Source organism: Deinococcus sp. KSM4-11, from assembly GCF_004801415.1.
GTDB lineage: Bacteria > Deinococcota > Deinococci > Deinococcales > Deinococcaceae > Deinococcus.
This window is the reverse complement of sequence record NZ_SSNX01000006.1, coordinates 54,490-78,920: the sequence shown is the minus strand read 5'-3', so window position 1 is coordinate 78,920 and position 24,431 is coordinate 54,490. Positions and strand designations below refer to the sequence as shown.

Here is a 24,431-nt window from a genome sequence, read left to right as displayed (position 1 = left end):
GGTGACCGGGCCGCCGCAGACGCCCGCCGGGATACCGCGCGTCCTGCGTGAGGGCGGCTGGCTGGCGTGGACGAACCTGCCCACCCTGGTCGGCCTGAACGTGCTGTGGATCGCCGGGGCAGTCACGGTCGTGCTGCTCGGCCCGATGACCGTCACCGTATTCGGCCACCTCGCCGCGCTGCGCGACGACCGGCACCCGACATGGCGCACCCTGGGCACCCGACTGCGGGCTGTCCTGTGGACAGGAACGCTGTGGAGCGTGTCAGTGGGCGTCTTCGCGTACCTCGCGTGGGCCAACCTGACGTTCTGGCCCCGCGTGCTGGGCCATCAGGGCGCCGCGCAGCTCGGAGTGTATGCCGTGTGGCTGTTGTGGGCGTACCTCACGTGGCTGTTCATCGCGCTGCAGCCCTTCCTGCTGGATGCACTGGCCGTGCGCGGCCTGACGTTCGGGCGGGCCTTGCGGGCAGCCGCCGTGGTCGTGATCCGCCGGCCTGTGGCCGCCCACGCCTTCGTCGTGATTCCGCTGGCGCTGTACCTCGTCGGCCGCTCGTTCCGCACGCCAGGCGTGCTGGTGCTCATCAGTCTGCTGCTGACCCTTGCCGCCGTGCAGGTGCGCCCAGTGACCGTGCGTCCGCCGCCGGACGAGGAGTCTGGAGCTGAGGACGAGTCCGTCCGCGGGAAGGCCGCGCGGTGAGCCACACCATGGTCTTCGGTGGTGTTCTGATGGACTTCGTGCCGGCTGGCGACGCGTGGCAGGCTCGGCCAGGTGGCAGCGCGTGGAACGTCGCGCTGGGGCTGGCGGCGCTGGGCGAGGGCGTGGCCTTTGCGGGCAGCCTGGGCAGTGATCCATTCGCCGAGCGCCTGAGCGCGCTGGGCGAGGCGGCTGGGCTGGACATGACCTCCGCTTCCCGCGTGGACGCGCCCACGGCCCTTTCGGTGGTTCACAAGGGCGTCGACGACCAGCCGAGCCGCTACGCTTTCTACGCGCAGGGCGGAGCGGACAGCGCCTTCGCGGGCGTGTCGACGAACGCGTGGGTCGACGCGCACGCCGCGTATTTCGGCGGGGTAACGCTGCTGCGTGAGCCAGCCGCGCCCGCCTTTCTCGACTGCGCGCAGGAGGCCGCGTGGCGTGGATTGACCGTCCTCTACGACCCCAACTTCCGCCCGACCTACGCCGAGGAGGGCCGGCGCGCCCTATGGGCCTACCTGCCCCACACCACCCACCTGAAGGTCTCACATGAGGACATCCTGGGCCTGCTGCCCGGACAGACGGTCGAGGACGGCGTGACCGCGCTGCGCCGTGCCCATCCACGCATGCACGTGCTGCTCACCCTGGGCGCGGCGGGCGCGCGGCTGTTCACGCCGCAGGGCGAGTGGCACCACCCTGGCTACGCTGTGACCGTTGCGGACACGGTGGGTGCCGGCGACGCCTGCGCGGCCGGCTGGCTGGCGGGCACGCTGGCCGGGCCAGACGTTGCACCGGCACAGGCCCTCCAATTCGCGCTGGCGTGCGGAGCGCTCGCATGCACTCGGCCGGGCGCCCACGCCCCGACGATGGATGAGGTGGAGCAGTTCCTGCACGCCCAATCCTGAGAATGGCCGACGTCAGGGACGGGCCGCCTGGCCGGGCGCTCAGACCGTGCCGTCCGCCCACGCAGGCAACCATGGCCGCTGCGCTCCGATGAGATCCCGGGTCATGCGGCGGATGTCGCGCAGGTCAAGGACACTGGCAGTCAGGGGATCGAGCGCGACGGCGGCCTCGATCAGGGTGGGATCGCGCTGCACGGCGGCCTCGACGGCGCAGAGCTGCACCGCGACGTTCGTGAGGTTCAGACCGGCGCACGCCGCGGGCAGGCGGCCCACCGGCTGCGGCGTCACGCCCGCCGTGTCGGCCACGGCGGGCACCTCCACGCACGCGTCGGCCGGCAGGTTGGCGATCAGGCCCGCGTTGATGACGTTGACGTAGACGTCCTGCGGAGCGCCGCCCACCGTCGCCGCCACGATCCGCATGCCGTACTCGGCCGACGGCTCCAGGCGCGGGTGGCGGGCGGCCACGGCCGCGTCCAGCGTGGCCTGCTCGTGGCCGAGTCCTGCCTCGACGGATCGCAGATAGTCCCAGCGGCGCGGCAAGACGGCCCGGACAGCCTCCGGCGTGCGGCGGAAGTACGGCACGTATTCCGAGACGTGGTGGCTCGACTCGCTCAGGAAGTGCCCGAAGGTCTCCATCAGCTCAGCGCGCACGCGTTCCTGGCCCCCCACATAGGTGGCGTGGCCCTCGGTCCACGGGGTGTGCCCGCCGTGCTCCGGCAGGAAGCGCCGCCGCAGTGTGTCCCGCAATCGGTCGTGCAGGTCGTGGCCGCGGTACCCCAGCGTGAGGAACCATGCCTGATGGTTGATGCCGGCCGCGCGGTACGTCAGCTCGCCGCTCGGCACGTCCAGCACGTCTTCCAGCAGCGCCGCCGTGTGCGGAATGGAGTGGCACAGACCCAGGGCCCGCACGCCCAGCGCGTGCAGATACAAGACGTTCATCGCCATGGGGTTGGTGTAGTTCAGCACCAGGGCGTCCGGGCACACGTCCCGCACGTCGGCGGCGAGCGCGTCGAAGGCTGACGTGCTGCGCAGGAAGCGGAAGATGCCGCCGGGGCCGAGCGTGTCGCCCGCCGGGCAGTCCACCCCATAGCGGCGCGGGATGCCGATGTCCATGCGGTAGGCGTCCAGGCCACCCACCTGGAAGGTGAGCAGCACGTGGGTGGCCCCGCGCAGGGCCTCGCGCCGGACGGCCGTGACACTCAGGCGCAGGGCGCGGCCGTGGTGATCGGCCAGCCCGCGCACGGCGGTGGCGGTGCGTGCGGCGCGTTCCACATCCGGATCGTGCAGCACGAGTTCAGCCCCGAGCGGCGCCAGCAGCGCCAGGAAGTCCGCCGCCAGGGTCAGGGGGAAGACCATGCCCCCCGCCCCCGAGATCACCACGCGGGCCACCGGCCTCACGGCGCTCCACCCAGCGGTTCCTCCAGGAAGTTCACCGCCTGCACGCGGCCGTCCGCCTCCACGCGCAGGCTGAGGATCTGGTGCGCGCGCACCCCGACGGGGACGGCCGCCCCGCCCCAGTACAACATGCCCTCCGCGCCGCGCCCGGCCCACTCGTGCACGCGGATGATCAGGGCGTCCCCGTCCTCGGCGCGTTTCACGGCGGTCACGGTCGCGCCGTCCAGGCCGTCGAGCCGCAGCAGGCTGTGCCGGGGCGGCAGGTCGCCTGCGTGGACATACTCTCGGGTGAGCGGCAGCGGGAGGCCCACGTGCTCGGCCCTTTCGGGAATGCCCGCCGCGCGCCAGTCTCCGCCATGCGGACACAGCACCCAGCGCGTCTCCAGCCGGCCCTGGTCGATGTGATCATGGTCGCGCTCCGGATCGGGCCGGGCCGGATCGTGGTGCGCGTAGATCGGTGAGCGGGCCAGCGTCAGCCGCAGGTCGCCGCCCAGCACGCTCGCGGACGCCTTGGAGTCGCTCAGCAGCGCCGCGCCGGCGGGGTAGGCGCGGCCACGCGCGTTCCTCACCACGCCGCTGACGTCCAGCCAGCGGCCGACCGGCTCCTCCTGGCCGTCAGCGGGGCGCTCCACGTGGCCGTAGGGCACCTCAAAGGTGGCCTTCACGCCGCCCAGCGCCAGCGGAAAGCTGAGCTGGGCGGCGTGGTGCGGCTCCTGCCAGTCCAGCACCAGCCGGCCACGCACCTCGGCGCTGTGGGCCTCCAGGGTGTAGTCCTGCACGGATCTGGATGCGCCCCAGCGGGTGGTCACGCGCACCGTGGCGCGCAGCGGTCCGCGCTCTACCACGCGCAGCTCGGCGCCGCCAAAGACGCCCACCAGTCCGCGCAGCGAGGTCATGCCGTGGCCCCATGTGTCGCTGCCGTCGTACACGACCTGCACCGCCCCGCCTGGGCCGGCGAGCAGTTCCAGGTCGCGGGCCCTGTCCACCACGCGGCTGAGGGCGCCGCTGCGGGCCGAGATCTCCACGCGCAGGAGGGCGTTTTCCAGCGTGATGGTTCCGGAGGCATACTCGGTGACGCTCAGGCCGGCGTCCACGACTGGCGCGGACGGCTCGGCCGAGATCCGGTAGAGCCGGTAGCCACCAGCGGGTATATCGGCCAGGAAGGCCACGCGCGGGCGCCCGCCACTCACGCTCTCGGGGTCAAGCCGCTGGTACGCGACCTCCTGGCCGGTGTCGTCCGTGACCGTCAGGTCATCGGTGTGCCAGTCGTTGACCTCAACTTCGGCCAGTTCCTTCCAGGGCCTCGCGCCGGGGTTGAACACCACGACCGGCACGCCGTCGCCGTAGTCGCTTACCCACGTGGGGCCGTCCCAACGCACCGACCGGATCACCTCGTCCACGTCCGCGCCGCCCCGGCGGGTGTCGATCCGCGCGGCGATGGCCTGCATGGCGAAGAATTCCGCCTCGTCGGCCACCGCGAGCGCCTCACCGAGCTGAGCGCGCGCCGCGTCGTAGGCCCGCGTGATGGAACTGCCCGCCAGGACGTCATGGAACTGGTTGAACAGCACGCGTTCCCACGCGCGGGTCAGCGCGGCCTGTGGATACGCGTGCCCGACCTGCCCCGCCAGAACCGCCATGCGCTCGGCGGCAATGAGGCGGCGCTCAGCCTCGCGGTTAAGCCACTTGATCTCGCTGACGGCGGCGTAACAGCCGCGCGCATGGTGCTGCAGTTCGCCGGTGTACACCGGCAGCACCCCGCCTGGCTGGACTTCCTCCTGGCGCACGAGGTCGAAGAAGTGCTCGAAGGAGTCCATCGTCAGCGCCGGCCACGCGGGATCGGCGTGCAGGGCGCGCAGGTTGGCGATGGCGCGCTTGGTGGGGCCGCCGCCGTGGTTGCCCACCCCGTACAGGCCCAGCCAGTGGCGCGCGCCCGGCGGGTGCCAGCGCAGGTTGCGCTCCAGGCTGCTCTGGACGTGCTGTGGGTTAGAGGAGTACGCCTCGATGCGCACGCATGGCAGCGACGTGCCGTCGGGGCCGACCCAGCGGAACAGGTTCTGCGGCAATTCCAGTTCGTTCGCCGAGGGCCGCATGAACACGAACGATGTGAGCCCCGACAGGGCGAGCAGTTGCGGCAGCGTGGCGGGATGGCCGAAGGAGTCCGGCAGGAAGCCGACCGTCGCCCGCCGCCCCACCAGCCGTTCCAGGGTGCGCTGGCCGTACAGCGCCTGCCGGGCAAAGGACTCGCCGTGCGGCAGGTTGGCATCGGGCTCGACCCACCACCCGCCAACCGGTTCCCACTGGCCGCGCGCCACCGCCGCGCGCACCTCGGCCAGGAGATCCGGGAAGCGCTCCAGCCACGCGTACTGCGCGGCGCTGGAGTGGGCGAACACCATATCGGGGTTCTCGGTCAGGCGATCCAGGGCGCTGCGGACGGTCGCGCGAACTGTCTCGACGCCCTCGCGCCAGTCCCACAGCCACACCGGGTCGATGTGGGCGTGGCCCACCAGATGGATGGTGAGCGGGGCGGCGGGGGTGGAATCATCTTTGGGCTGGGTCACCGTGAGTCCTCCGTTCCCGGCGAGCCAATGAGGGTCACCGGGTTATTTAAAAGATTTAAGAAATAGGGTAAGCTCGGCCCGAAGTCCGAACAAGTGGGGGCTGCCCGCGCCGGCCCCTCCCCTCTGCCCCGCAGGAGACCGACCTTGACCCGAACCTCCGCAGACCCGGCCGCGCCCGGCCCGGCTCCCCTCCGGCCGCTCAGCGTCCACGTGTACCACCACACCCACTGGGACCGCGAATGGTGGGGCACCCGCGAGCGCTTCCGCTTCCGGCTGGTGCATACCATCGACGCCGTGCTCGGTGCCCTGGAGGCCGACCCAGAGCTGACGTGCTTTGTGCTCGACGGCCAGACCATCATCCTGACCGACTACCTGGAGGTGCGGCCCTCAGAGCGTGCCCGCCTGACCGGCCTGATCCGCGCGGGGCGGCTGTTCGTGGGCCCGTGGCACATCCTGCCCGACGAGTTCCTGGTGAGCGGTGAGGCCACCATCCGCAACCTCTGGCTCGGGCGCCGGGTGGGCGCCGCGCTGGACGTGCCCCTGAGCGGCGTGGGCTACCTGCCGGATCAGTTCGGCCACATCGCCCAGATGCCGCAGGTGCTGAGCGGTTTCGGCATCGGGAGCGCCGTCGTATGGCGCGGCTTCGGCGCGCCGCCACTGGGTGGCGACGAGGGCGATGGCGAGGTGGGGCACGACATCTACCGCTACGCACGCTCGCGCGATCCGCGCTTCCCCGCCCGTACCCAGAACGAATTCTGGTGGGAAGCGCCCGACGGCACGCGCGTGCTGGGAATCTCGCTGCCGCTGGAGTACTACCGCAGCCACCACAAAGAGCGTGCGGACGATCCCGAATTCACCCGCGACCAGACGCACGGCCGCGCCCGCCGCACCCTGGCACACCTGGGCGCGTATTCCGCGACCGGGGTGGTGCTCGAACCGCTGGGCGGCGACCACCTGCCGGTCGATCCCCGCCTGCCCCGGCTGCTCCGGGAGATCGGCGCGGAACTGGAAGGTGAGGGCGTCACGTACCGCCTCAGTTCTCTCGACGCCTACGTGGCGGCCGTGCGCGAGCACGAAGAGCGGATCAGCGTGGTGTGGCCGGGCGAGGGCCGTGCGTTCGGGCGCAAGGCACACCTGCTGCCCGGCGTGCTCAGCGCCCGCATGCACCTCAAGCAGCGCAACGCCCGCGCCCAGAGTGAACTGGAGCGCTACGCCGAGCCGCTCCAGGCCGTCGCGGCTGCGCTGGGCGAACGTCACGAGAGCGAGTACCTGTGGCGCGCGTGGGACACGCTGATCCAGAACCATCCCCACGACTCGATCTGTGGATGTTCCACCGACCAGGTACACCGCGAGATGATCACCCGCTTCGACGGAGCCGAGCAGGCGGCGGCGCTCCTCGCCGAGGACGGTCTGGGCAGCGTGCTGGCGCGGGTGGACACGGCGTGGGCCGGCGGGGGCCACGTGATCGGCGTGTTCAATCCGCTGAACTGGCCGCGCGCGGAGCTGACGACCGCTCTGCTGAGCCCATACCTGGAGATCTCCCCGGAGGGCTGGATGCTGGCCGACGAGCACGGCACGGAACTTCCGTTCCAGGTGCAGCCCTATCGTCATCTCACCGATAAGTCCGAGCCGTGGAGCTGGCTGCCGCGCGCCGGCCACCGCAGCCACGACAACGACGTGTTCACCGCCGTGTCCTTCGTGGCCCCAGATGTGCCGGGCATGGGCTACCGCACCTTCGCCCTGCGCCCGCGCGATGTCTCCGCTTCGCAGGAGCGCGTGCGGCCGTATTCGGTGGTTGGGAACGTCGCGCTGGACAAGGGCCACCACGCGGCCGGGTTACAGGTCGGCCCCGGCACCCTGGAGAACGCGCACCTGAAGGTCACGGTGGAGGCTGATGGCAGTGTTACCCTGCTCGACAAGGCCAGCGGGCAGGCGTACGCCGGCCTGAACACCTTCGACGACGGCGGCGACAATGGCGATACCTACAACTACGCGTGGCCGCTGGGCGACCAGCTCCTGAGCAGCGCCGGGGCCACCGTGCGCGTGGGCTGGGTCGAGGTCGGCCCCGCCCGCGCGACCCTCCGCGTGACGCGGCGCTGGGCGCTGCCCGCCGGTCTCAGCCCGGATCGGCAGAGCCGCAGCGCCGACGACGTGCCCTTCGTGCTGCACAGCGACCTGACCCTGACACCCGGCGCGCGGCGGCTCGACATCCGCACGCACGGCGAGAACACGGCCATGGATCACCGCCTGCGGGCGCTGTTCCCGCTGGGCGGCCCGGTCACTGTGTCCAGCGCGGAGACGCCGTTCGCGGTGGTCGATCGGCCGACCTCCCTGCCTGAAGACCAGCGCGGCAGCAGCGAGCCGGCGGTGCACGAGCACCCCCAGCAGACCTTCGTGAGCGTGCACGACGGCGTGCGTGGCCTGACGATCGCCAACCGGGGCCTGCCGGAGTTCAGCGCCGGCGAGGACGGCACGCTGCGGCTCACGCTGCTGCGCTGCGTGGGGTACCTGTCGCGCGAAGACCTGCTGACCCGCGTGGGCGGCGCCGGACCGACCCTCCCCACCCCGGAGGCCCAGATGCTGGGGTACTTCGAGGCCGAGTACAGCGTGATTCCGCATGCGGGCCTATGGGACAGCGAACGGGTCTGGCAGGAGGCGCACGCGTTCAACGCGCCGCTGCGGGCCCAGGCGCGCACCACTCAGGTGCTGCCGCTCAGGAACGCCCACCGTGATGAGCCCGCCACCCTGCCCGCCACCAACCAGTTCGTTTCCCTGGACGGCGGCGTCCTGCTGAGCGCGCTGAAGCGGGCAGAGGATGGGAACGCGTTGATCGTGCGTTTCGTGAACCTGAGCGCCTCAGCCCGCAACGCCACGCTGCGCCCCCACTGGACGCCACGCCGGGCCGCCCGCGTGGATCTGCGCGAACGGGAGCTGGCCGACCTGCCAGTGGTGGACGGCGCCGTGACTATCCCAGCGCGACCGTGGGAGATCGTGACGGTCGCGCTGGATCTGGAGACCTGATGATCCATCCGACCCGAGACCCAGGGGCACCACCGCAGGAAACGCTCGCGCTGCTGCACACCACGCCCGTCACGCTGACCGACCTCCCGGTACGGGTGACGGCGCAGGCCCCACACGTGCGCGTGATCAACATCCTCGACGACAGCCTGCTGGCCGACGTCATGGCCGCCGGGGAGGTCACGCTGGCCGTGCACGCCCGACTGCGCGCATACCTGCACGCGGCGCGGGACGCCGGCGCCACGGCGGTCATGACCTGCTGCTCGTCGGTGGGGGCGGCCGTGGACGCCCTGGCGGGGGAGCTGTCCATCCCCGTGCTGCGGATCGACCGGCCGATGGCCGCGCAGGCCTCCACCCTTGGTCGGCGCGTGGGTGTGCTGGCGACCGTACCCACCACCCTGGAGCCCACGGCGGCGCTGATCGAGCGCGAGGCCACGGCAGCCAGCCGGGAGGTGCAGGTCGTCCGGCGCGTGGTGGAGGGGGCCTATGCCGCCCGAGTTGCCGGTGACGGCGAGGAGCACGACCGGCTGGTGATCGCGGCACTGCGGGAGCTTCTGGGCGGCGTGGACGTCATCGTGCTGGCGCAGGCGAGTATGGCGAGGCTGTTGCCGGCCCTAGGCGATACCGGTGGCGTACCGGTGCTGAGCAGCCCCGACAGCGGCGTGGCCGCCGCGCTGCACGCCGTGGAGGACTCACATGTCTGAACTGATGCCCGGCACCCAGCCGCTGACCGAGCTGCTGCGGCCCGCCCAGCAGGCCGGCTACGCGGTGGCCGCCCTCAGCGCCCGCTACCGCGCGTGCGTGCGGCCCGCCCTGGAGGCCGCCCTGGAACTGCGCAGTCCGGTCATCGTGGAGATCAGCCAGCGAGAACTCGGCTGGTTCGGCCTGTCGCCACGCGACTTCCGGGACGCGCTGGAAGCGGCCGTGCGCGACCTGGACTTCCGGTATCCGCTGGCGCTGCACCTCGACCACAGCTGGGAGCCGGCGGTCCTCCACGCCGCCATTGATGCCGGCTTCTCCAGCGTCATGATCGACGCCTCCGCGCAGCCCTTCCAAGAGAACGTGCGCCAGACGCGCGACATCGTCACGTACGCCCACGCGCGTGGCGTGAGCGTCGAGGCTGAGCTCGGCAAACTGACCACCACGGATCAGCTGGAAACCGAGGGGGACGAGGCACTCTATACCGTGCCCGAGGAGGCCCTGGAGTTCGTGGAGCGCACCGGCTGCGACGCGCTGGCGGTCTCCATCGGTACGGCGCACGGCGTCTACCCAGTCAAGGATCCAAAGATTGACTTTGAGCGGCTGGAGGCCATCCGCGCCCTGCTGCCGGACGTGCCGCTGGTGCTGCATGGCGGGAGCGGTCTGCCGGCCACGACGGTGCACCGCGCCATTGCGCTGCCGGGCGGCGGCATCTCCAAGATGAACGTCGCCACGGATCTTGAGAACGCCCTGCTGGCCGCGATGGGGGGGCTGCCGCGCATGACCAGCGCCGAGCTGGACGCCCTGGAGCCGGCGCTGCGGGCCAGAGGGCTCGCGGCTGTCAAGGCCGAGGCGCGCGACAAGATCGAGCACTTCGTTCGCTCGGCGGGCCGGGCCGACTGCGCGCCGTGACCAGCCCGCCGCCAGATGACCGATTCCGGCAGGATCTGGGCGATGGGTGGGAAGTCACGGCGTCCATCGACGAGGGGTGGCGCTTCCGGGGCCTGGAGCGCGGGACGCCGCAGCCGGTGGGGGCCTTCGCGCGCACACGCTGGTACCCGGCGCGGGTGCCGGGCAGCGTGCACGCCGATCTCCTGCATGCCGGAGTGATTCCTGACTTCCGCCAGGGCACGAACAGCCTCGCGGCCGAGTGGGTCAGCGCCCGGCAGTGGGTATACCGCCGCACCTTCCGGGTGGCGTTGCCTCCAGGTGGTCGGCTGTGGCTGCGGCTGGACGGTGTGGACTGGGCCGCGTCCATCTACGTGAATGGCGAACGGCTGGGGTGTGTGGAGGGCGCGTACACCGTGACCCGCCTGCTCCTCCCAGACCTCGACCGCGCCGCCGAGCACCTGCTGGTCGTGGTGCTCGACGCGCCGCCGGACGAGCTGGGCCAGCTCGGCCGCACCAGCGAGACCCGGACACTCAAGGCGCGGTACGGATATTGGTGGGATTTCGGCACGCGGCTGATCCAGGTGGGCCTGTGGCAGCCGGTGGCCCTGGAGCGGGACGAGGGCCAGACCCTCCTGGACGTCGTCCCGCAGGCGACGCTGTCCGCCGACTTCACGCGGGCGCAGGTGCGGGCGGAGATCGCGCACGACGGTGCGGCGGGCGCGCCGCTGCGGATCACGCTGACACACCCAGACGGCCGGGAGGACACCCAGACGGCCCCTGTCGAGGACGTGGTGTTCGACCTCGACGGGCCGCAGCTGTGGTGGCCGTGGCTGCTGGGCGACCAGCCGCTGTACCGCCTGCGCGCCGAGCTGGAGGGCAGCGCGCCGGTGACCTGCCGCTTCGGGCTGCGCGACGTGCAGCTCGTGCACAACGCGGCCTCCTCCGCCAGGGGGGCGCTGCCATACACGCTTCAGGTCAATGGCGTGCCCATCTACGCGCGGGGCTTCAACGTCCTTCCGGTGGACATGACCGCCGGGCTGCCGCACGAGGAATCCCGGCAGCGGGCCGTGATTGAGCTGGCCCGGCGCGCCCACGCGACCGTGCTGCGCTTTAACGGCGTGGCTCCTCTGGCGCCGAAATCCATGCTGGACGCCTGCGACGACCTGGGCCTCCTCGTGTGGCAGGAACTACCGCTGAGTTCCAGCACCGCCGACAGCGTGCCGCCCGCGCTCGACACCGTCCGGGCAGCGCTGGACGCGGGCCTGCCGCCCCTGCTGCGCCGCCTGCGCGCCCACCCGTGCGTGGCCCTGGTGGACGCCGGCAACGAGCTGACGGACGGACAGCGCCGGCCCGTGTCGCTGGAGAACCCGACCGTGGCCCACATGCTGGCGCACGTGCGGCGTGCAGGCCTCACCCAGCCGGTACTGCCGACGTCACCGTCCGGCCCCACGTACGACCTCGACGAGACGGTGGCCCTCACGCGGCCCGAGAACCAGCACGACGTCCACGGCCCGTGGCACTACCGGGGCGCCGCCGACTCCTACCGCCCGCATGCCCTCAGCCGCGCCCTGCTGCACAGCGAGTTCGGCTGCCAGGCCCCGCCCCGCGAGCGCACCCTGCGCCGCGCACTCCCAGACAGTCCGCTGTGGCCGATGGACGACACGCGGCCCGAGGTCGTCCACCATGGCGAGTGGTGGCTGATGCGCCACCGCGTGGAGGAGGTCTTCGGATCACTCGCCGGCCTGAGACCTTACCTCCTGCTGGCCCAGGCCGTGCAGGGTGACGTGCTGCGGCACGCTCTGGCGTGGAACCGCTCGCGCAGCGGCGAGTGCAGCGGCGCGCTGGTGTGGCAGCTGAACGAACCGTGGCCAGGCGCTCACAACACCAGCGTGCTCGACCACGACCTCGCGCCCAAATTGGCGTACTACCGCTGCCGCGAGACGAACGCGCCCACAGCGCTCCACTGGGGCATGGAGGCGCCGGTGGCCGCAGACACTCTGATTCTGCGGCCCCACGTGCTTGCCGACACGCCGGGAGCGGGACGGGTGGAGGTTGCGGCCTTCGACCTGCAGGGAGAGCGCTTCTGGACCACGGCCCTGGACGCCGCGTGGCCCGGCTCCCTGCCGGACATAGCCGTACCGCTGCCGCCGGAACCGGCTCTGCTGCGCGGGCGCGTCCTGGACGCGGCGGGCACCGTGCTGGCGAACAGCGAGGTGTGGGTCGCGCGGGAGCAGCCCACACCGTTCGCAGCGCTCGTGCAGCTGCCCCTTGGCCAGTTGACGCTGATGGCCGGCGCCGGCCGCGTCATCCTGACCAACATCGGCCCCTCTCCCCTGCCCTGGCTGAGCCTGGAAGCGGAGGAGGAGGGCGTGGAGACGTTCGAAGACAACGGCTTCACGCTGCTGCCTGGCGAGTCCCGCCGCGTGACGGTGGCGCTGCACTCCCTGAGCGGCAAGCCCATCTCCCTGACCCTCACGGCCCAGGCGGTCAACCTGCTTCCGGTGAGCGTGGTGGTGGAGCCGTGACGCTCTACGAAGTTCATCCCGGCGTGTGGCGGCACACCAGCACCGCCCACACCTACGTGCTGCGCGCCGGCGACTCGGCCGTGCTGGTGAACGTTGGGGATGGCACAGTGCTGGATGAGATGGGCGACATGCGGATTCTGGCAGCCGTTCTGACCCACGCAGGCGCGGACGTGGCGGCGGGCGCGGCGCGGCTGAACGCGGCGGGCATTCCCGTCTACGCGCCGGACTCCGAGCGGCCTCTGCTCGAACACCCCCAGCCCTTCCTGGGCGCGTGGGCCGGCGACAACCACTACGACGGCCGGCCGCTGCACCTGAGTGTGGCCCAACCGGTGCAGACCCGGTCGCTGCCCGACTACCGCCCGCTCGTGCTGGGGGGAATCACCCTCACCGCCCGGCCCGCCCCCGGGCCCTCGTCAGGTCACAGCGTGCTCCTGGCCGATATCGGCGGCACGCGGATCGCCTTCACCGGCGCTCTTCTCTCGGGAGCGGGTCAGGTACCACGGCTGGCGGCCACCATGTGGAGTTACAACGGCGGCGAGGGTCTCGCGGGCAGCGTCCTATCGCTGCTCGACCTGCACGACCAGACGCCGGACGTGCTGCTGGGCGCCTTCGGGCCGCCGCTGGAGCGCGGCGCCCTGAAGACCACCGCCCAGGCCCTGCTGGAGCTGCTACAGCTGCGGCGGCACAATCCCCGCCTGCTGGATCTGCGTGCCCGGCCATACGAGGCGCTGCGGCCGTGGCTGCTGCTGAACCGCACCAGCGTCGCGCAGACTTACGTGCTGCGCTCGGTGGACAGCCGGGCCTTGCTGATCGACTTCGGGTACGACTTCTGCTTCGGCATGGCCCCGACCACCGGGCGCGAGTCGCGGCGGCCGTGGCTGTACACGCTGCCGACCTTGTTGACCGACTACGGCGTCCAGCACATCGACGCTGTGATCCCCACCCACGCCCACGACGACCACGTGGCGGGCATCGGGCTACTGCGGAAGGTCTACGGAACGCCGCTGTGGGCACCGGAACCGCTGGCTGACGTGCTGGCGCGCCCCGCCGCATACCGCTTGCCCTGCCGCTGGTTCGCGCCGCTGCTGCCCGACCGCACGCTGCCGCTGGGTGAAAGCGTGGAATGGAAGGAGTTCCGCATCACCCCGCACGCTCTACCCGGCCACGCCCGTCACGCGGTCGCCCTGCTCGTCGAGGGCCACGGCGAGCGCGTCCTGTTCACCGGCGACCAGTACGCTGATGCCGACGGCCTAGGCCTGAACTACACCTACCAGAACGACTTTCTGGAGGACGACTATGGAGCCAGCGCCGCCCTGGTGGAGCGGCTGCGTCCGTCACTGCTGCTCAGCGGCCATTGGCCGCCGGTGGTGCCCGACGAGTTGTGGCTGGCCCAAGCCAGAGAGCGAGGCGAGGCGCTGCGCCGCCTCCATGCCGACTCTCAGCCCCACGCTGCGCGCCTGGGACTCACCACGCGCATGGCTGAGAACACGCTCCAGATCGTAATTGCCAATCCCGCAGAGCTGGCCTTCCAGGGCGAGCTGGCGGTGGACGGACATGGAACCCAGCCCCTCACCGTCCCAGCCGGCACCGAGGTGCTCATCGAGTTTCCGCTCAGCGAACCGTCTCGGCCCATCCCCATCGTGCTGCGCGGCACGCCAGGCGAGCCGCCGGTGATGACGTATGCCCTGCCAGTCGAGTTCAGCCATTCCATTCCTGTTTCCTGAAGATGTGAGGAGAGTCATGCTGGCCAAGCGTGGTGTGATCGAAGGGTTTTACGGCCCACCCTGGACGTGGGCCGAGCGGCACGACATGCTCGATTTCCTGGCCGCCCAGGGGCTGGGCGCCTACCTCTACGCACCCAAGAACGACCCTATTCACCGCAACCGCTGGCGAGAGCCGTACACACCTGGGGAGTGGCAGGCCTTCGGGCAGCTCGCCGCGCGGGCCCGCGGTCATGGCACCGAGTTCATCTTCGGCCTGAGCGCCCTAGGCTTCGGGTACACCCGGCCCGACGACCTGGAGACGCTGCGCCGCAAGATGGCTGGCGCGCGTGACCAGGGCATCGGGTCGTTCGTTCTGCTGCTCGACGATCTGCCGGATCGCTTCGACCACTCGGAGGACGCCGCCGCTTTCGGCACGCTGGATCGCGCCCAGGCGTGGCTCGCCAACACCCTCGCCGCCGACGCGCCCGGGGACTTCTCCTTTGTGCCCACCGAATACCACGGCGCCGGCGACAGCGCGTACCTGCGCGGGCTGGGAGAGCACCTCGACCCGGCCATCGGCGTGTTCTGGACGGGTCATGACATCTGCTCGCCCACCCTGAACGCGGACGATCTGCGCGCGGTGACGGCTGCCCTGCGCCGCGCGCCGCTGGTATGGGACAACGTGCCGGTCAACGACTTGGAGATGCGCTTCGATCCGCACCTGGGGCCCCTGACGGGCCGCTCGTCAGACCTCGTGGCGCACGCGGCTGGCTACTTCGCGAATGCCGGGGAGCGGCCCGAGATGAGCAAGCTGACCCTGCATACGGTTGCTGCCTTCCTGCGGGAGCCCGGCACGTACGATCCAGAGGTGGCGGCCCGTGAAGCCGCACTGGCCCTGACGGCCACCCGGGCGGAGGCAGAGGCGCTGCTGCTCCTCGCGGACCTGGCGCGGCGCGGCCCGCTGAACCCCGGCCAGGGGCTTCACCACGCGCTGTGGCCGGCAATCGACGCGTTCTGGGCCGCGCGCGGCGGTCCTCCGGCCGGAGTGGGCACGGATCTCGCGGATCGCCCGGAGCGCCGCCCGGTCACGCCTGACGAGGCCCCCCTGCGCCGCGCCGCCGTGGAGCTGGAGCTGGCCGGGGAGACGCTGATCCACCTGTCCAACCTGAACCTGCGCCGGGAGCTGGCCCCGTGGGCGCACAAGCTTGCGGGCTGGGCACGGGTGTTGAAGTACGCCCTGGCGGCCCTCGACCACCCGCACGACACGCGGGCACGCGGATACGTGCTCGAGGAACTGTTCCTCGTGCGGGCGAACATGCACTGGGTGGCGGGCGACACCTTCGACCACTTCGCCCGGCGCTGCGTGTGGGCCGCCGAGGCGCTGGCCACGCTCCAAACCGTGGAGCGCGCGTGAGCCCGCCGCTCGCCGCGCAGGCCCGCCCGCGGGCGGAGGACATCGTGGTGCGGAACGGCAGCCCCCTGGGCCTGCTGGGTTCCAGCACCGCCTACAAGCAGGTCTGGGCCCGGGACTCAATGGTCTGCACGCTGGGGCTGCTGTTGTGCGCCGACCGGGTCGGCGCCCAAATTGCCCGCCAGTCGGTGCGCACGCTCGCGGCGTACCAGTCGCGCCTAGGCAACATTCCGCACAACGTGGGCTTCAGCGGCCTGCCGGATCCGGCGCTGATCGCCCATGGCGGCGCGCTTCACGGCGCCGGGGCAGCTGGCGGGAACGTGGAGGTGGTGGTCGACACGGCTCACTCCGGCTGCATCGACAACAGCCTGTGGTTCATCCTGGGGAACTATGCCATCTGGCGTGCCGACGGCGACTTGATGCGACTGCGCAAGGTCTGGCCCCACCTCACGCGCGCGTACACGTGGCTGGAGTATCAGGACTCTAACGAGTGCGGCCTGCTGGAAGTTCACGAGGCGATGGACTGGGCCGACCTGTTCGCCAACCGCTACAACTCGCTGTGGCCGAACGTCCTGTGGTATGCCGCTCACCGCGCCATGGCCGAGCTGCGTGCCGCCCAGGGTGAGGACGCCGCCCCAGACCTCGCCCGTGCCGAGGATATCCGGGTCAAGATCAACACCCTGCTGTGGGTCGGGGCGGAGGTCAGGAAGGACATGGACTGGGTGGCCGCTCACCGCAAGGAGTGGCTGTACCCCATCTCGCTGACCACGACGGTGCTGCAGGAGCGGCCATACTACCTGCCGTACATGGCATTCCGGGGGTACGCCGACCGCTTCGATACCTTCGGGAACCTGCTGGCGATCGTGTTCGGGGTAGCGGCGCCCGTGCAGGCCGCGAAGATCCTGGACTACATCGAATCGGCGGGCGTGAACCACCCGTGGCCGGTGCGGGCCATCCACCCGCCTGTGCATCCCGGCGACGCCGACTGGCGCGAGTACTACCGCCTGCGTAACCTCAACCTGCCGGATCAGTACCACAACGGCGGCGTGTGGCCGATGATCGGCGGCTTCTATGTCGCCGCCCTGGTCGCGGCCGGACGCATGGAGGAGGCGCAGCGGCAGCTGGAACGCCTGGCCGAACTCAACCACCTGTCGAGAACGCCGGGCCAGGCGTGGGAGTTCAACGAGTGGGCGCACGGCGTGAGCGGCCGCCCAAGCGGCTTCGCGGGCCAGAGCTGGTCGGCAGCGATGTACGTGTACGCCCACGAGGCCGTGAGCCGCGGCGTGGTGCCGTTCTTCGAGGGCTGGGCTCAGGGTGGGGAACCCACATGACGCCGGACACGCTACCGGCCGTCCTCGCCCGGGTCGCCCGCGACCTGTACGCCCGCCACTTCAGCACGTCCAGCGGGGGCAACGTCAGCCACCGCCACTCCGGCGGCTTCCTGGTGAGCGGCACCGGCCGGGCGGGCGCGCGCCAGACGGTGGACGACTTCGCGCTGTGCAGCCTGGACGGCGTGCACCTGAGCGGCCCCAGGCCCAGCAAGGAGGCGGCCTTCCACGCAGCGCTGTACCGCCAGCGGCCTGACATCCACGCCGCGCTGCACGTCCACGCCGACGCGTCGCTGGCGCTGTCCTGCATGGCCGAGCCGACGGCCGACAACGTCCTCCCCATTCTCAGCTCGTACGCGGTAACCACGGTGGGCCGCGTGCCGCTGCTGCCGTACCACCCGCCGGGATCGCCGGAACTCGCCGCAGCGGTGGAGTCGGCCTGCGTGGTCGCGAACGCGCTGCTGCTCCAGAACCACGGCGCGCTGGTATACGCCGCGAGCGTGGAGCTGGCCATCGACCGCCTGGAGGAGCTGGAGCAGCAGGCCCGCGTGTGGCTGCTCACTCACGGTCAGGCCCGCGTCCTGTCGGACGCTGAGCTGGCCACGGCGAACCGCGCCGCCACCCATGGGTTCCACGTTGCCGCCGGTGAGACGCGGCCGCGTCTGCGACCTGGCGTGCCGGGCTGGGCACCGTGAGCGCGCCGGCGGGGCCACTACCACTCGGCGTCGTAGCCGACGACATCACCGGGGCAGGCGATATCGGTGGCCTGCTCGCCAAGCACGGGTATGCCGTGCGCATCGTGGCTGCCGAGGCCGACTGGGAAGTGGTCGCGTCCCGCTTGATGGAGGAGCGCACCGACGCCCTGATCATCGACACCGACTCACGGCTGCTGGCTCCCCACGAGGCAGCCGCGCGGGTGCGCAGGGCCACTGGGGCCCTGCGCGAGGCAGGCATCCATACCTTCTGGAAGAAAACCTGTTCAGTGTTCCGGGGCAATGTGGGCGCCGAGTTCGACGCATTACTGGATGAGCTCAGCGAGATAAGGGCGGTCGCGGTGGCAGCCTTTCCCCGCAATGGTCGTACGACCGTTCACGGTCAGCACTTCGTGCGCGGCTTGGCCCTGCCGCAGACCGAATTCGCGCACGACCCCTTTCATCCACGTCTTGACGCCGATCTCGTAAGGGATCTGGGCCGCCAGACGCCACATGGAGTGGTGGGCCTGGCCCTGGAGGCGATACGCGCCGGGCCCGAGGCGCTGACCGCCGAACTCGCGCGGCTGCGGGATCAGGGTTGCCGATACATACTGGCCGACGCCGAAACGCAGAGTGACTTGCAGGCGCTGGCCAGGGCGCTGGCCGGGGCTCGGGTCTTCCTGGGCTCGAGCGCCCTGGCCGAGGAGTTGCCGCCCCTCTGGCCGCCTGTGGCACCATTGAATCCGCCGGATGTTTCAAAGGTGCGCCATCCCCGCCGGGCTGTGCTGGTGGCGGGCTCGGTGATGCCCCAGACGCGCGCCCAGATTGCCGCCTTCCGGGCAAGCAACGGCATTGAGTTCGTGCTGGATCCGGAGCAAGCGCTGTTGGCTCCCGCCGCCGCAGTAAATACGCTTGTCAGGCAGGCCTGCGCTGTACTCCTTTCCGACCGGCCGGTGCTCATCCGCACGCCCAATGAATCCTCCGATGTCGTGGCCGTCCGTGCGCACGGACGCGCCCTCGGGTTGGATGCTGGTGAGGTTAGCCGCCGGCTGTCTGGCGTCCTGGCCGAGGCCGGCGCCGAAGCGGCCCGGCGAGGAGCCTCGGGCCGCCTGATCGCCCTGGGCGGCGACACCAGCGCCGCGCTCACCCGCGCCCTGGGCATCGCGCACACCCAGGTGCTCCGGGAACTCGAACCCGGGCTGCCCCTCACCTATGCTCCGGATCAGCGGCTCTTGCTGGTATTGAAGTCCGGTTCATTCGGCAGCCCGGACTTTCTGGCGCTCGCCCTGCAAGCTCTTCAACAGCCGATATCTGAGCATGCCGATCAATGAAAGTGCAGGAATCAGGCATGCAGTTGCCTCGACTTTGGGCTCGTAGGCGGCTTTTCAGGTCAAACCTGGGGTGCCAATCCATACGATAAGCCGCCCGCGTTCCCCTTCTCTGCCTCAAGCTGAGGCAAAGGACGAACGCCCACCGAACCCCACGCCGGTCGTCCGTAGAGTGCCGGCATGCCTGACACCCCCGCCGCCCGCGCGCCACTCGACCACGCCCGTTACCTGCGCGACACCCTGGCCCTGGCCCGCGAGGCCCAGGCCGCCGGGAGCGCTCCCGTTGGCGCCGTGCTGGTCGATGCCGACGGGCAGATCGTCGGCCGGGGACGCAACCGCCACAAGGAACCCCAGACGGCCGAGCACGTCGGCCGCGCCGGTATCGCGCACGCCGAGATGGATCTGTACTTCCAGCTGGGCAATCCCGAGCAGCCCGAGACGTTGACCCTGTACACCAGCCTGGAACCCTGCCTGATGTGCGGCGGGGCCAGCGCCCTGATCGGGATCGGGCGGATCGTGTGGGCCACCGCCGATCCCTGGGGCGGTTCCGGCCGCGTGATCGAATGGTCGGATCACCCCGCCATGCAGGACACCGAGGTTATCCCCTGCCCGGACGCGGCCCTGGAGCATGAGGGTGCGGCCCTCTTCGCCCCGGAAGCGAAACGCGCCTTTCCGGACGAGGGGTGGGCGCTGTGGCGCCGGAAATACCCGCAGGAAACGGGGGAGGTCGGGGCAGCGGCCGACCGGGACTCTTCGAAATGAGTTGAAGCGTACCAGCAGGATCCACGTTCTACCAGAGAGAGGGTTGTGGCAAGTTGGTTTGGTAGGTTGGCGCGGTGTTGAGTGGTCACAAGCTCCCCGGCTACCGGTTCCCGCTTGAGGTCATCGGGTATGCCGTGTGGCTCTACCACCGATTTACGCTGAGTTATCGGGACGTCGAAGAACTCTTGCTGGAACGAGGAATTGCCATCACCCGCGAATCCATTCGCACGTGGTGCATCAAGTTCAGCGATCTGTTTGCCCAGGGACTGCGCCACCGGGAACCCCGTCGGGGTTCCCGGTGGTATCTCGACGAAATGTACATGGACGTCGGGGGCGTTACACACTGGTTGTGGCGAGCCGTCGATGAACACGGTGCAGTGCTGGACGTGTTCCTTCAGCGCCACCGGGACACTGAAGCGGCCAAGTCCTTCTTCGTCCGGCTGCTGGGTGAATATGGCGTCCCCGTCACGGTGCACACCGACAAGCTGTGGAGTTACGGTGCCGCTCTTCGCGAGCTTCCTGTGCTCCACGCTGTGGAGCACGTCCAGGTTGTCACGGCCCGTTGCAACAACCTGATTGAGCAGTCCCATCGTCCCACACGCCGACAGGAGCGTCAGCAATGCGGGTTCAGGTCACGACCACGAGCACAAGGGTTCCTCAACCTGCACGCTCACATCACGAATCTGCACCATCCGGCCAGTTGCACCGTTCCCGCTCATCATCGTCGTTTCCAGCAGAAACAGGCGTTCGACATCTGGCGCACAGTGGTACAGGAAGCGGCCTGAAGTTCAGGCCGCCTGCGTTTCTGACGCTTCTCTGCAGTCTTGAAGCCAACAACTTGCCACAACCGTTCGCCGGGCTGCTGGCTTCATGCGTGCCGGCACGGCGTCTTCCAGATCGAGAATCACCGCGTCGGGCGCGCTGCGCGGCAGCTTGGCAATCAGGTCTGCGCGGTTTGCAGGCGCGAACAAGGCGCTGCGTGGACACCACTCGGCGCTCACAGCTGGATGTCCGAAGACACCACGGCGCCGGCCAAAAAGCGTTCGTATCGGAGAGCGTCAATGTTGATGAAGGGCGCGTCTTCACATGCTTCCTGCGCGAGGACGCGCGCCGCAGCGGCAGCCTGCATCACCCCGTGTCCGGAGAACCCGCAGGCATTGAGCCAGCCATGGACGCCAGGCATCCTGCCCAGGATTGGCTGGTGATCAGGGGTGATCTCGTAATACCCCCACCAACTCGCGCGGCGATCCAGACCAGCTGTTTCCAGCCACGGGAAGCGGTTCAGGGCGGCCTCCAGGGTAGGGTCGAGCCAGGCCCAGTCCAGCCCCTCACGCCACCCCACATCGGCCGGATCTGCCCGTCCGAAGATTAGGCGCTCGCCCTCTGAACGCAGCCACACGCCACTCTCCAGATCGAAGACCATCGGCACCCGGCGCGGCGGATGCAGGGGCCCGGTCGTGAACACCATCCGCCGCGCGGGGCGCACTGGAATGTCCAGTCCGGCCAGAGCGCCCACCTGGCCGGCCCAGGCTCCAGCAGCATTCAGAACCTGCGTGGCCCGCACGTCCCCCCGGCTGGTCTCCAGGCACCAGCCGGCCCCACCTGAAGCGCCAGGCCGAATGGCGGTGACCGGTGTCTCCGTCCACACGGTCACCCCTGCGTCACGGGCCAGCCGAACGTACTCGAAGGTCAGCGAATGGGCGTCCACGAACCCATCCGTGGGACAGAAACTGCACCCACCCAACCCCGATGGCTCGAAAGGCAGGTGGCCCTGCGCTGCCTGCGGCGTCAGGAGTTCGCTGGGCACGCCCAGCTGCTGCTGGAGCGCCACACCCGCCTGGTGCTCCACCCAGTGGTGTTCGGGTACCAGCATCAGGTAGCCTCCTGGCTGATACCCGGACTGAGGCATCGCGGCATACTCAGAGATACTTTCCTGTGACAGGCGGATGTTGGGTTCACTGGCGAACTGTGCCCGGACGCCCGCCGCGCTCTTTCCCGTGCTGCCACTGGCGGGCTGATCGCGTTCCAGAACCAGAACGTTCAACCCACGCTGCGCGAGCCGCCACGCGCACGCGGCGCCGACGATGCCTGCTCCAATCACGGCAACATCTACATCGGCCGCGCTCACGCGAGATCCGCCGGGATGACCGGAAAGCCCTCGACGGGGAAGGTGTCCACATTCGCGCTGCGCTGCTGCACGAGCACACCGCCATCCACCGCGATGAACTGCCCCGTGATGAATGCCGCGTCATCCGACGCCAGGAACAGGGCCGCGCCCACCATGTCCTCGGCCACGCCGTACCGCCCCATCGGAACCGTCTTCTCCCGGATACGCAACTGCTCCTCGGTCAGACCGTAGGTGTTGATGAAGCCTGGCACCACTCCGTTTACCCGGATGCCGTACGGAGCGAGATCAAGGGCCATCGCCCGCGTCATCGCCTCAATGCCGCCCTTGGTGGCGTCGTAAGCCACATTGCCGCGGTGGGAACGGGTGGCGCCCCCCGATGACGTGCTGATGATCACGCCCCGGCGCCGCCGCGCCATCACCGTTGCGGCGCGGTGCGAGCACAGGAAGACGCTCCGCAGGTTGACCTGAATGATGCGGTCCCACCACGCTTCGTCACCCTGAAGAAAATGCCGGGCGGTGTCGATCAGACCCGCGTTGTTGTACAGCACGTCCACATACCCAAAGTGATCCTCAGTGTGCTGGAACATGGCCCCGACCTGCGCGGCGTCCGACACGTCGGCAGGAACCGCCAGGGCCGCGCCGCCAGCGGCCGTGATGGCGGCGACGACGGCCTCAACCATGTCGGCTTTGATATCGTTCACGGCGACTTTTGCACCCTGGGCGGCAAAACGCTCAGCGACGGCGCGGCCAATGCCACCTCCCGCGCCGGTGACCAGAACCACACGGCCTTCAAAACGGTGTACGGAGCTGTTCGTCATCAGGTACTCCTCGGCATAGAATCGAAAGAAGCTTGCATGCTCCAGCGGGCGGCCCAGCGGCTCGCCGGCACGCTGACGAAAGGTTGAAACCGCACCCGCTGGTGTGGGCGCAACTGCGCAGCGCGCGGAAGGTCATCCGGGTGCAGCACGGCAGGCTTGTGGTACCCGCCGATGCGCCCGCGGTCGTTCAGCAGCAAGATGGGCTGCCCGGCGGGCGTGACCTGCACCGCTCCATGCGGCGTGGCCTCGCTGATCACCTGACCCCCAGGCACCGGCGGCCCAATGAAGCGGATGCCCATGCGGTCTTGCGTGCCCACCGTGAACACGCCGTCCGCCAGGGCACGCAGCGCCGCCTCGCTGGCCTGCGGTCCCGGCAGGAGGCGCAGCGTGATCACGTCTCCCGACAGGCCACCAGGAGGCATTGGCAACGGCGGCAGGTTCACCTCCAGCCCGGGCTGAGCCTGACCCAGCACATCCCCGCGCGCCAGGGGCCGCCCGATCAATCCGGTTCGGTCGGTGCTGCTGCTGCCCAGGAAGGGCAGGGTCTCCAGTCCGCCGGTAAGGGCCAGGTACGCGCGCACCCCTGTTGCTGATGACGCAAACGAGAGAACCTGTCCCGGCTGCAACGTGAGTCGGTTCCCAGGCTGATGGAGCTGGCCGTCGACCAGAGGCGTCATGCCCTGACCTGCGAACCCCAAGGTCAAGGGGCGCAGGGCGCGCAGGACTGGGCCAAGCAACGTGAATTCCAGGAGCGGCGCGCCGGCCGGGTTGCCCGCCTGCAGGTTCGCCTGCCAGGCGGCCGGAGCGTCCATGGGCCCGCTGCGGGCCATACCCACGTGGGCCTGCAGGAAGCGGCCGTTGTCCACCAGCAGGTCGAGGAGGCCGGGCTTGATCACCTGAATGGCTGGCGTGTGGGGAAGCGCAGGCCAAATCTCGCGCACCGCGGGCAGCACTGGCGTCGCGCCGTCGGCGGGGACGAAGCGCACCGTGTCGCCCGGAGCGAGCAGGAATGGCTCGGCGCGGTGCGGGTCGTAGATGGTGTCGAGCGCCGTGCCCAGCAGGTTCCAGCCGCCTGGAGAGGGCAACACGTACACGCAGGTCTGGGCCTGCGCCATGGCCACAGCGTTGAAGGGCACCAGGGCGCGCGGCGTGTCCCGACGGGGCAGGCGCAGGGGCGGCGCCACCTCACCCAGAAACGGAAACCCAGGTGTAAACCCCACAGCGTACACGAGGTAGTCCGCGCCGCTGTGCCCCGCAATGAGTTCGGCGCGGGTCAGGCCCAATCTCTGTGCAGCGTCATCCAGATCCTCACCGTCGTAGCGCACGGGAAGCTCCACCCGGCGGCCTTCTCCGTCCGGGCCTTCAGGCAGGGTACCCAGGACCTCGCGCACCCAGCCCTGCACCTGCTCGCGGGTGATCCGCCCGGCGTCAAACTCCACGTACAGGTTCACGTACCCGGGGTACAGATCTGTGACGCCCGCCGGCACCTGCTCTCGCAGGCGGTGGTGTAAGGCGTGCAGCCGGCGGTTCTGCACGCGGTTCAGTTCCTGACTGAACTGCACGTAGAGGCCCTCGAGGTGCATAC

At 70.1% G+C, this 24,431-nt stretch carries 18 protein-coding genes and 1 pseudogene; 13 read left to right on the top strand and 6 right to left on the bottom strand.

The genetic code is table 11. The annotated features are described in order from the left end of the window. Window position 1: 1 nt before the first annotated feature. Window positions 2-694 carry a hypothetical protein gene (locus E7T09_RS16035; RefSeq protein WP_136390207.1) on the top strand — a complete coding sequence of 231 codons (693 nt, stop codon included), beginning with the start codon at window positions 2-4 and terminating at the stop codon, window positions 692-694. Between the two features lie 8 nt (window positions 695-702). Continuing rightward, window positions 703-1,593 carry a carbohydrate kinase gene (locus tag E7T09_RS16030; RefSeq protein WP_255578445.1) on the top strand — a complete coding sequence of 297 codons (891 nt, stop codon included), beginning with the start codon at window positions 703-705 and terminating at the stop codon, window positions 1,591-1,593. Between the two features lie 39 nt (window positions 1,594-1,632). Here E7T09_RS16030 and E7T09_RS16025 read toward each other — a convergent pair whose 3' ends face one another. Continuing rightward, window positions 1,633-2,988, bottom strand: a complete 1,356-nt coding sequence (locus E7T09_RS16025; protein WP_136390205.1) for an alpha-glucosidase/alpha-galactosidase — start codon at window positions 2,986-2,988, stop codon at window positions 1,633-1,635. Then, a complete protein-coding gene (locus E7T09_RS16020; protein ID WP_136390204.1) occupies window positions 2,985-5,543 on the bottom strand; it encodes an alpha-mannosidase in 2,559 nt (852 codons plus the stop codon). Before E7T09_RS16020 ends, E7T09_RS16025 begins: the two co-directional genes overlap by 4 nt. A 144-nt stretch (window positions 5,544-5,687) precedes the next feature. Between E7T09_RS16020 and E7T09_RS16015 the strand changes: the two genes are divergently transcribed. The 11 genes from E7T09_RS16015 to E7T09_RS15965 all read left to right on the top strand — a co-directional run bounded on the left by E7T09_RS16015 (window position 5,688) and on the right by E7T09_RS15965 (window position 20,685). Beyond that, on the top strand, window positions 5,688-8,564 hold the full coding sequence (locus tag E7T09_RS16015; protein WP_168734888.1) for a glycoside hydrolase family 38 C-terminal domain-containing protein: 2,877 nt from the start codon (window positions 5,688-5,690) through the stop codon (window positions 8,562-8,564). Continuing rightward, window positions 8,564-9,265, top strand: a complete 702-nt coding sequence (locus tag E7T09_RS16010) for an aspartate/glutamate racemase family protein (RefSeq protein WP_136390202.1) — start codon at window positions 8,564-8,566, stop codon at window positions 9,263-9,265. Before E7T09_RS16015 ends, E7T09_RS16010 begins: the two co-directional genes overlap by 1 nt. Further along, complete coding sequence (locus E7T09_RS16005) at window positions 9,258-10,172, top strand: class II fructose-bisphosphate aldolase (RefSeq protein WP_240741833.1); 915 nt, start codon at window positions 9,258-9,260, stop codon at window positions 10,170-10,172. Before E7T09_RS16010 ends, E7T09_RS16005 begins: the two co-directional genes overlap by 8 nt. Then, window positions 10,169-12,676, top strand: a complete 2,508-nt coding sequence (locus tag E7T09_RS16000) for a glycoside hydrolase family 2 protein (RefSeq protein WP_136390201.1) — start codon at window positions 10,169-10,171, stop codon at window positions 12,674-12,676. Before E7T09_RS16005 ends, E7T09_RS16000 begins: the two co-directional genes overlap by 4 nt. Then, a complete protein-coding gene (locus E7T09_RS15995) occupies window positions 12,673-14,400 on the top strand; it encodes an MBL fold metallo-hydrolase (RefSeq protein ID WP_136390200.1) in 1,728 nt (575 codons plus the stop codon). Before E7T09_RS16000 ends, E7T09_RS15995 begins: the two co-directional genes overlap by 4 nt. A 16-nt stretch (window positions 14,401-14,416) precedes the next feature. Beyond that, entirely contained in the window at window positions 14,417-15,793 is a 1,377-nt protein-coding gene (locus tag E7T09_RS15990) for a beta-N-acetylglucosaminidase domain-containing protein (RefSeq protein WP_168734887.1), read from the top strand. Further along, window positions 15,790-17,121, top strand: coding sequence for an amylo-alpha-1,6-glucosidase (locus E7T09_RS15985; protein WP_136390198.1), 1,332 nt, complete (start codon window positions 15,790-15,792; stop codon window positions 17,119-17,121). The genes E7T09_RS15990 and E7T09_RS15985 overlap by 4 nt, the downstream gene beginning before the upstream one ends. After that, window positions 17,118-17,813, top strand: coding sequence for a class II aldolase/adducin family protein (locus E7T09_RS15980; RefSeq protein WP_136390197.1), 696 nt, complete (start codon window positions 17,118-17,120; stop codon window positions 17,811-17,813). Before E7T09_RS15985 ends, E7T09_RS15980 begins: the two co-directional genes overlap by 4 nt. Further along, window positions 17,810-19,141 carry a four-carbon acid sugar kinase family protein gene (locus tag E7T09_RS15975; RefSeq protein ID WP_136390196.1) on the top strand — a complete coding sequence of 444 codons (1,332 nt, stop codon included), beginning with the start codon at window positions 17,810-17,812 and terminating at the stop codon, window positions 19,139-19,141. Before E7T09_RS15980 ends, E7T09_RS15975 begins: the two co-directional genes overlap by 4 nt. Before the next feature lie 177 nt (window positions 19,142-19,318). Continuing rightward, window positions 19,319-19,900: a nucleoside deaminase gene (locus tag E7T09_RS15970; RefSeq protein ID WP_136390195.1), complete on the top strand. Its 582-nt coding sequence runs from the start codon at window positions 19,319-19,321 to the stop codon at window positions 19,898-19,900. A 77-nt stretch (window positions 19,901-19,977) separates the two neighbouring features. Further along, a complete protein-coding gene (locus E7T09_RS15965; RefSeq protein WP_136390194.1) occupies window positions 19,978-20,685 on the top strand; it encodes an IS6 family transposase in 708 nt (235 codons plus the stop codon). 63 nt (window positions 20,686-20,748) lie between these two features. On the opposite strand, the pseudogene E7T09_RS22475 reads toward E7T09_RS15965, so the two are convergent. The 4 genes and pseudogenes from E7T09_RS22475 to E7T09_RS15945 all read right to left on the bottom strand — a co-directional run. Then, window positions 20,749-20,901, bottom strand: a pseudogene (locus E7T09_RS22475) (aldolase/citrate lyase family protein); the annotation flags it as partial. After that, complete coding sequence (locus E7T09_RS15955; protein ID WP_136390193.1) at window positions 20,898-22,028, bottom strand: FAD-binding oxidoreductase; 1,131 nt, start codon at window positions 22,026-22,028, stop codon at window positions 20,898-20,900. The pseudogene E7T09_RS22475 and the gene E7T09_RS15955, both read right to left, overlap by 4 nt. Then, window positions 22,025-22,846, bottom strand: coding sequence for an SDR family NAD(P)-dependent oxidoreductase (locus E7T09_RS15950; protein WP_136390192.1), 822 nt, complete (start codon window positions 22,844-22,846; stop codon window positions 22,025-22,027). The genes E7T09_RS15955 and E7T09_RS15950 overlap by 4 nt, the downstream gene beginning before the upstream one ends. After that, window positions 22,846-24,429, bottom strand: coding sequence for an urea amidolyase family protein (locus E7T09_RS15945; protein ID WP_136390191.1), 1,584 nt, complete (start codon window positions 24,427-24,429; stop codon window positions 22,846-22,848). Before E7T09_RS15945 ends, E7T09_RS15950 begins: the two co-directional genes overlap by 1 nt. Window positions 24,430-24,431: the final 2 nt, after the last annotated feature.

Excerpts from the sequence above, each read along its gene's own strand:
- E7T09_RS16010 (WP_136390202.1), top strand. The coding sequence starts at position 8,564 with ATGATCCATCCGACCCGAGACCCAGGGGCACCACCGCAGGAAACGCTC.
- E7T09_RS16030 (WP_255578445.1), top strand. The coding sequence starts at position 703 with ATGGTCTTCGGTGGTGTTCTGATGGACTTCGTGCCGGCTGGCGACGCG.
- E7T09_RS15945 (WP_136390191.1), bottom strand. The coding sequence starts at position 24,429 with ATGCACCTCGAGGGCCTCTACGTGCAGTTCAGTCAGGAACTGAACCGC.
- E7T09_RS15990 (WP_168734887.1), top strand. The coding sequence starts at position 14,417 with ATGCTGGCCAAGCGTGGTGTGATCGAAGGGTTTTACGGCCCACCCTGG.
- E7T09_RS15970 (WP_136390195.1), top strand. The coding sequence starts at position 19,319 with ATGCCTGACACCCCCGCCGCCCGCGCGCCACTCGACCACGCCCGTTAC.
- E7T09_RS16005 (WP_240741833.1), top strand. The coding sequence starts at position 9,258 with ATGTCTGAACTGATGCCCGGCACCCAGCCGCTGACCGAGCTGCTGCGG.
- E7T09_RS15950 (WP_136390192.1), bottom strand. The coding sequence starts at position 22,846 with ATGACGAACAGCTCCGTACACCGTTTTGAAGGCCGTGTGGTTCTGGTC.
- E7T09_RS15980 (WP_136390197.1), top strand. The coding sequence starts at position 17,118 with ATGACGCCGGACACGCTACCGGCCGTCCTCGCCCGGGTCGCCCGCGAC.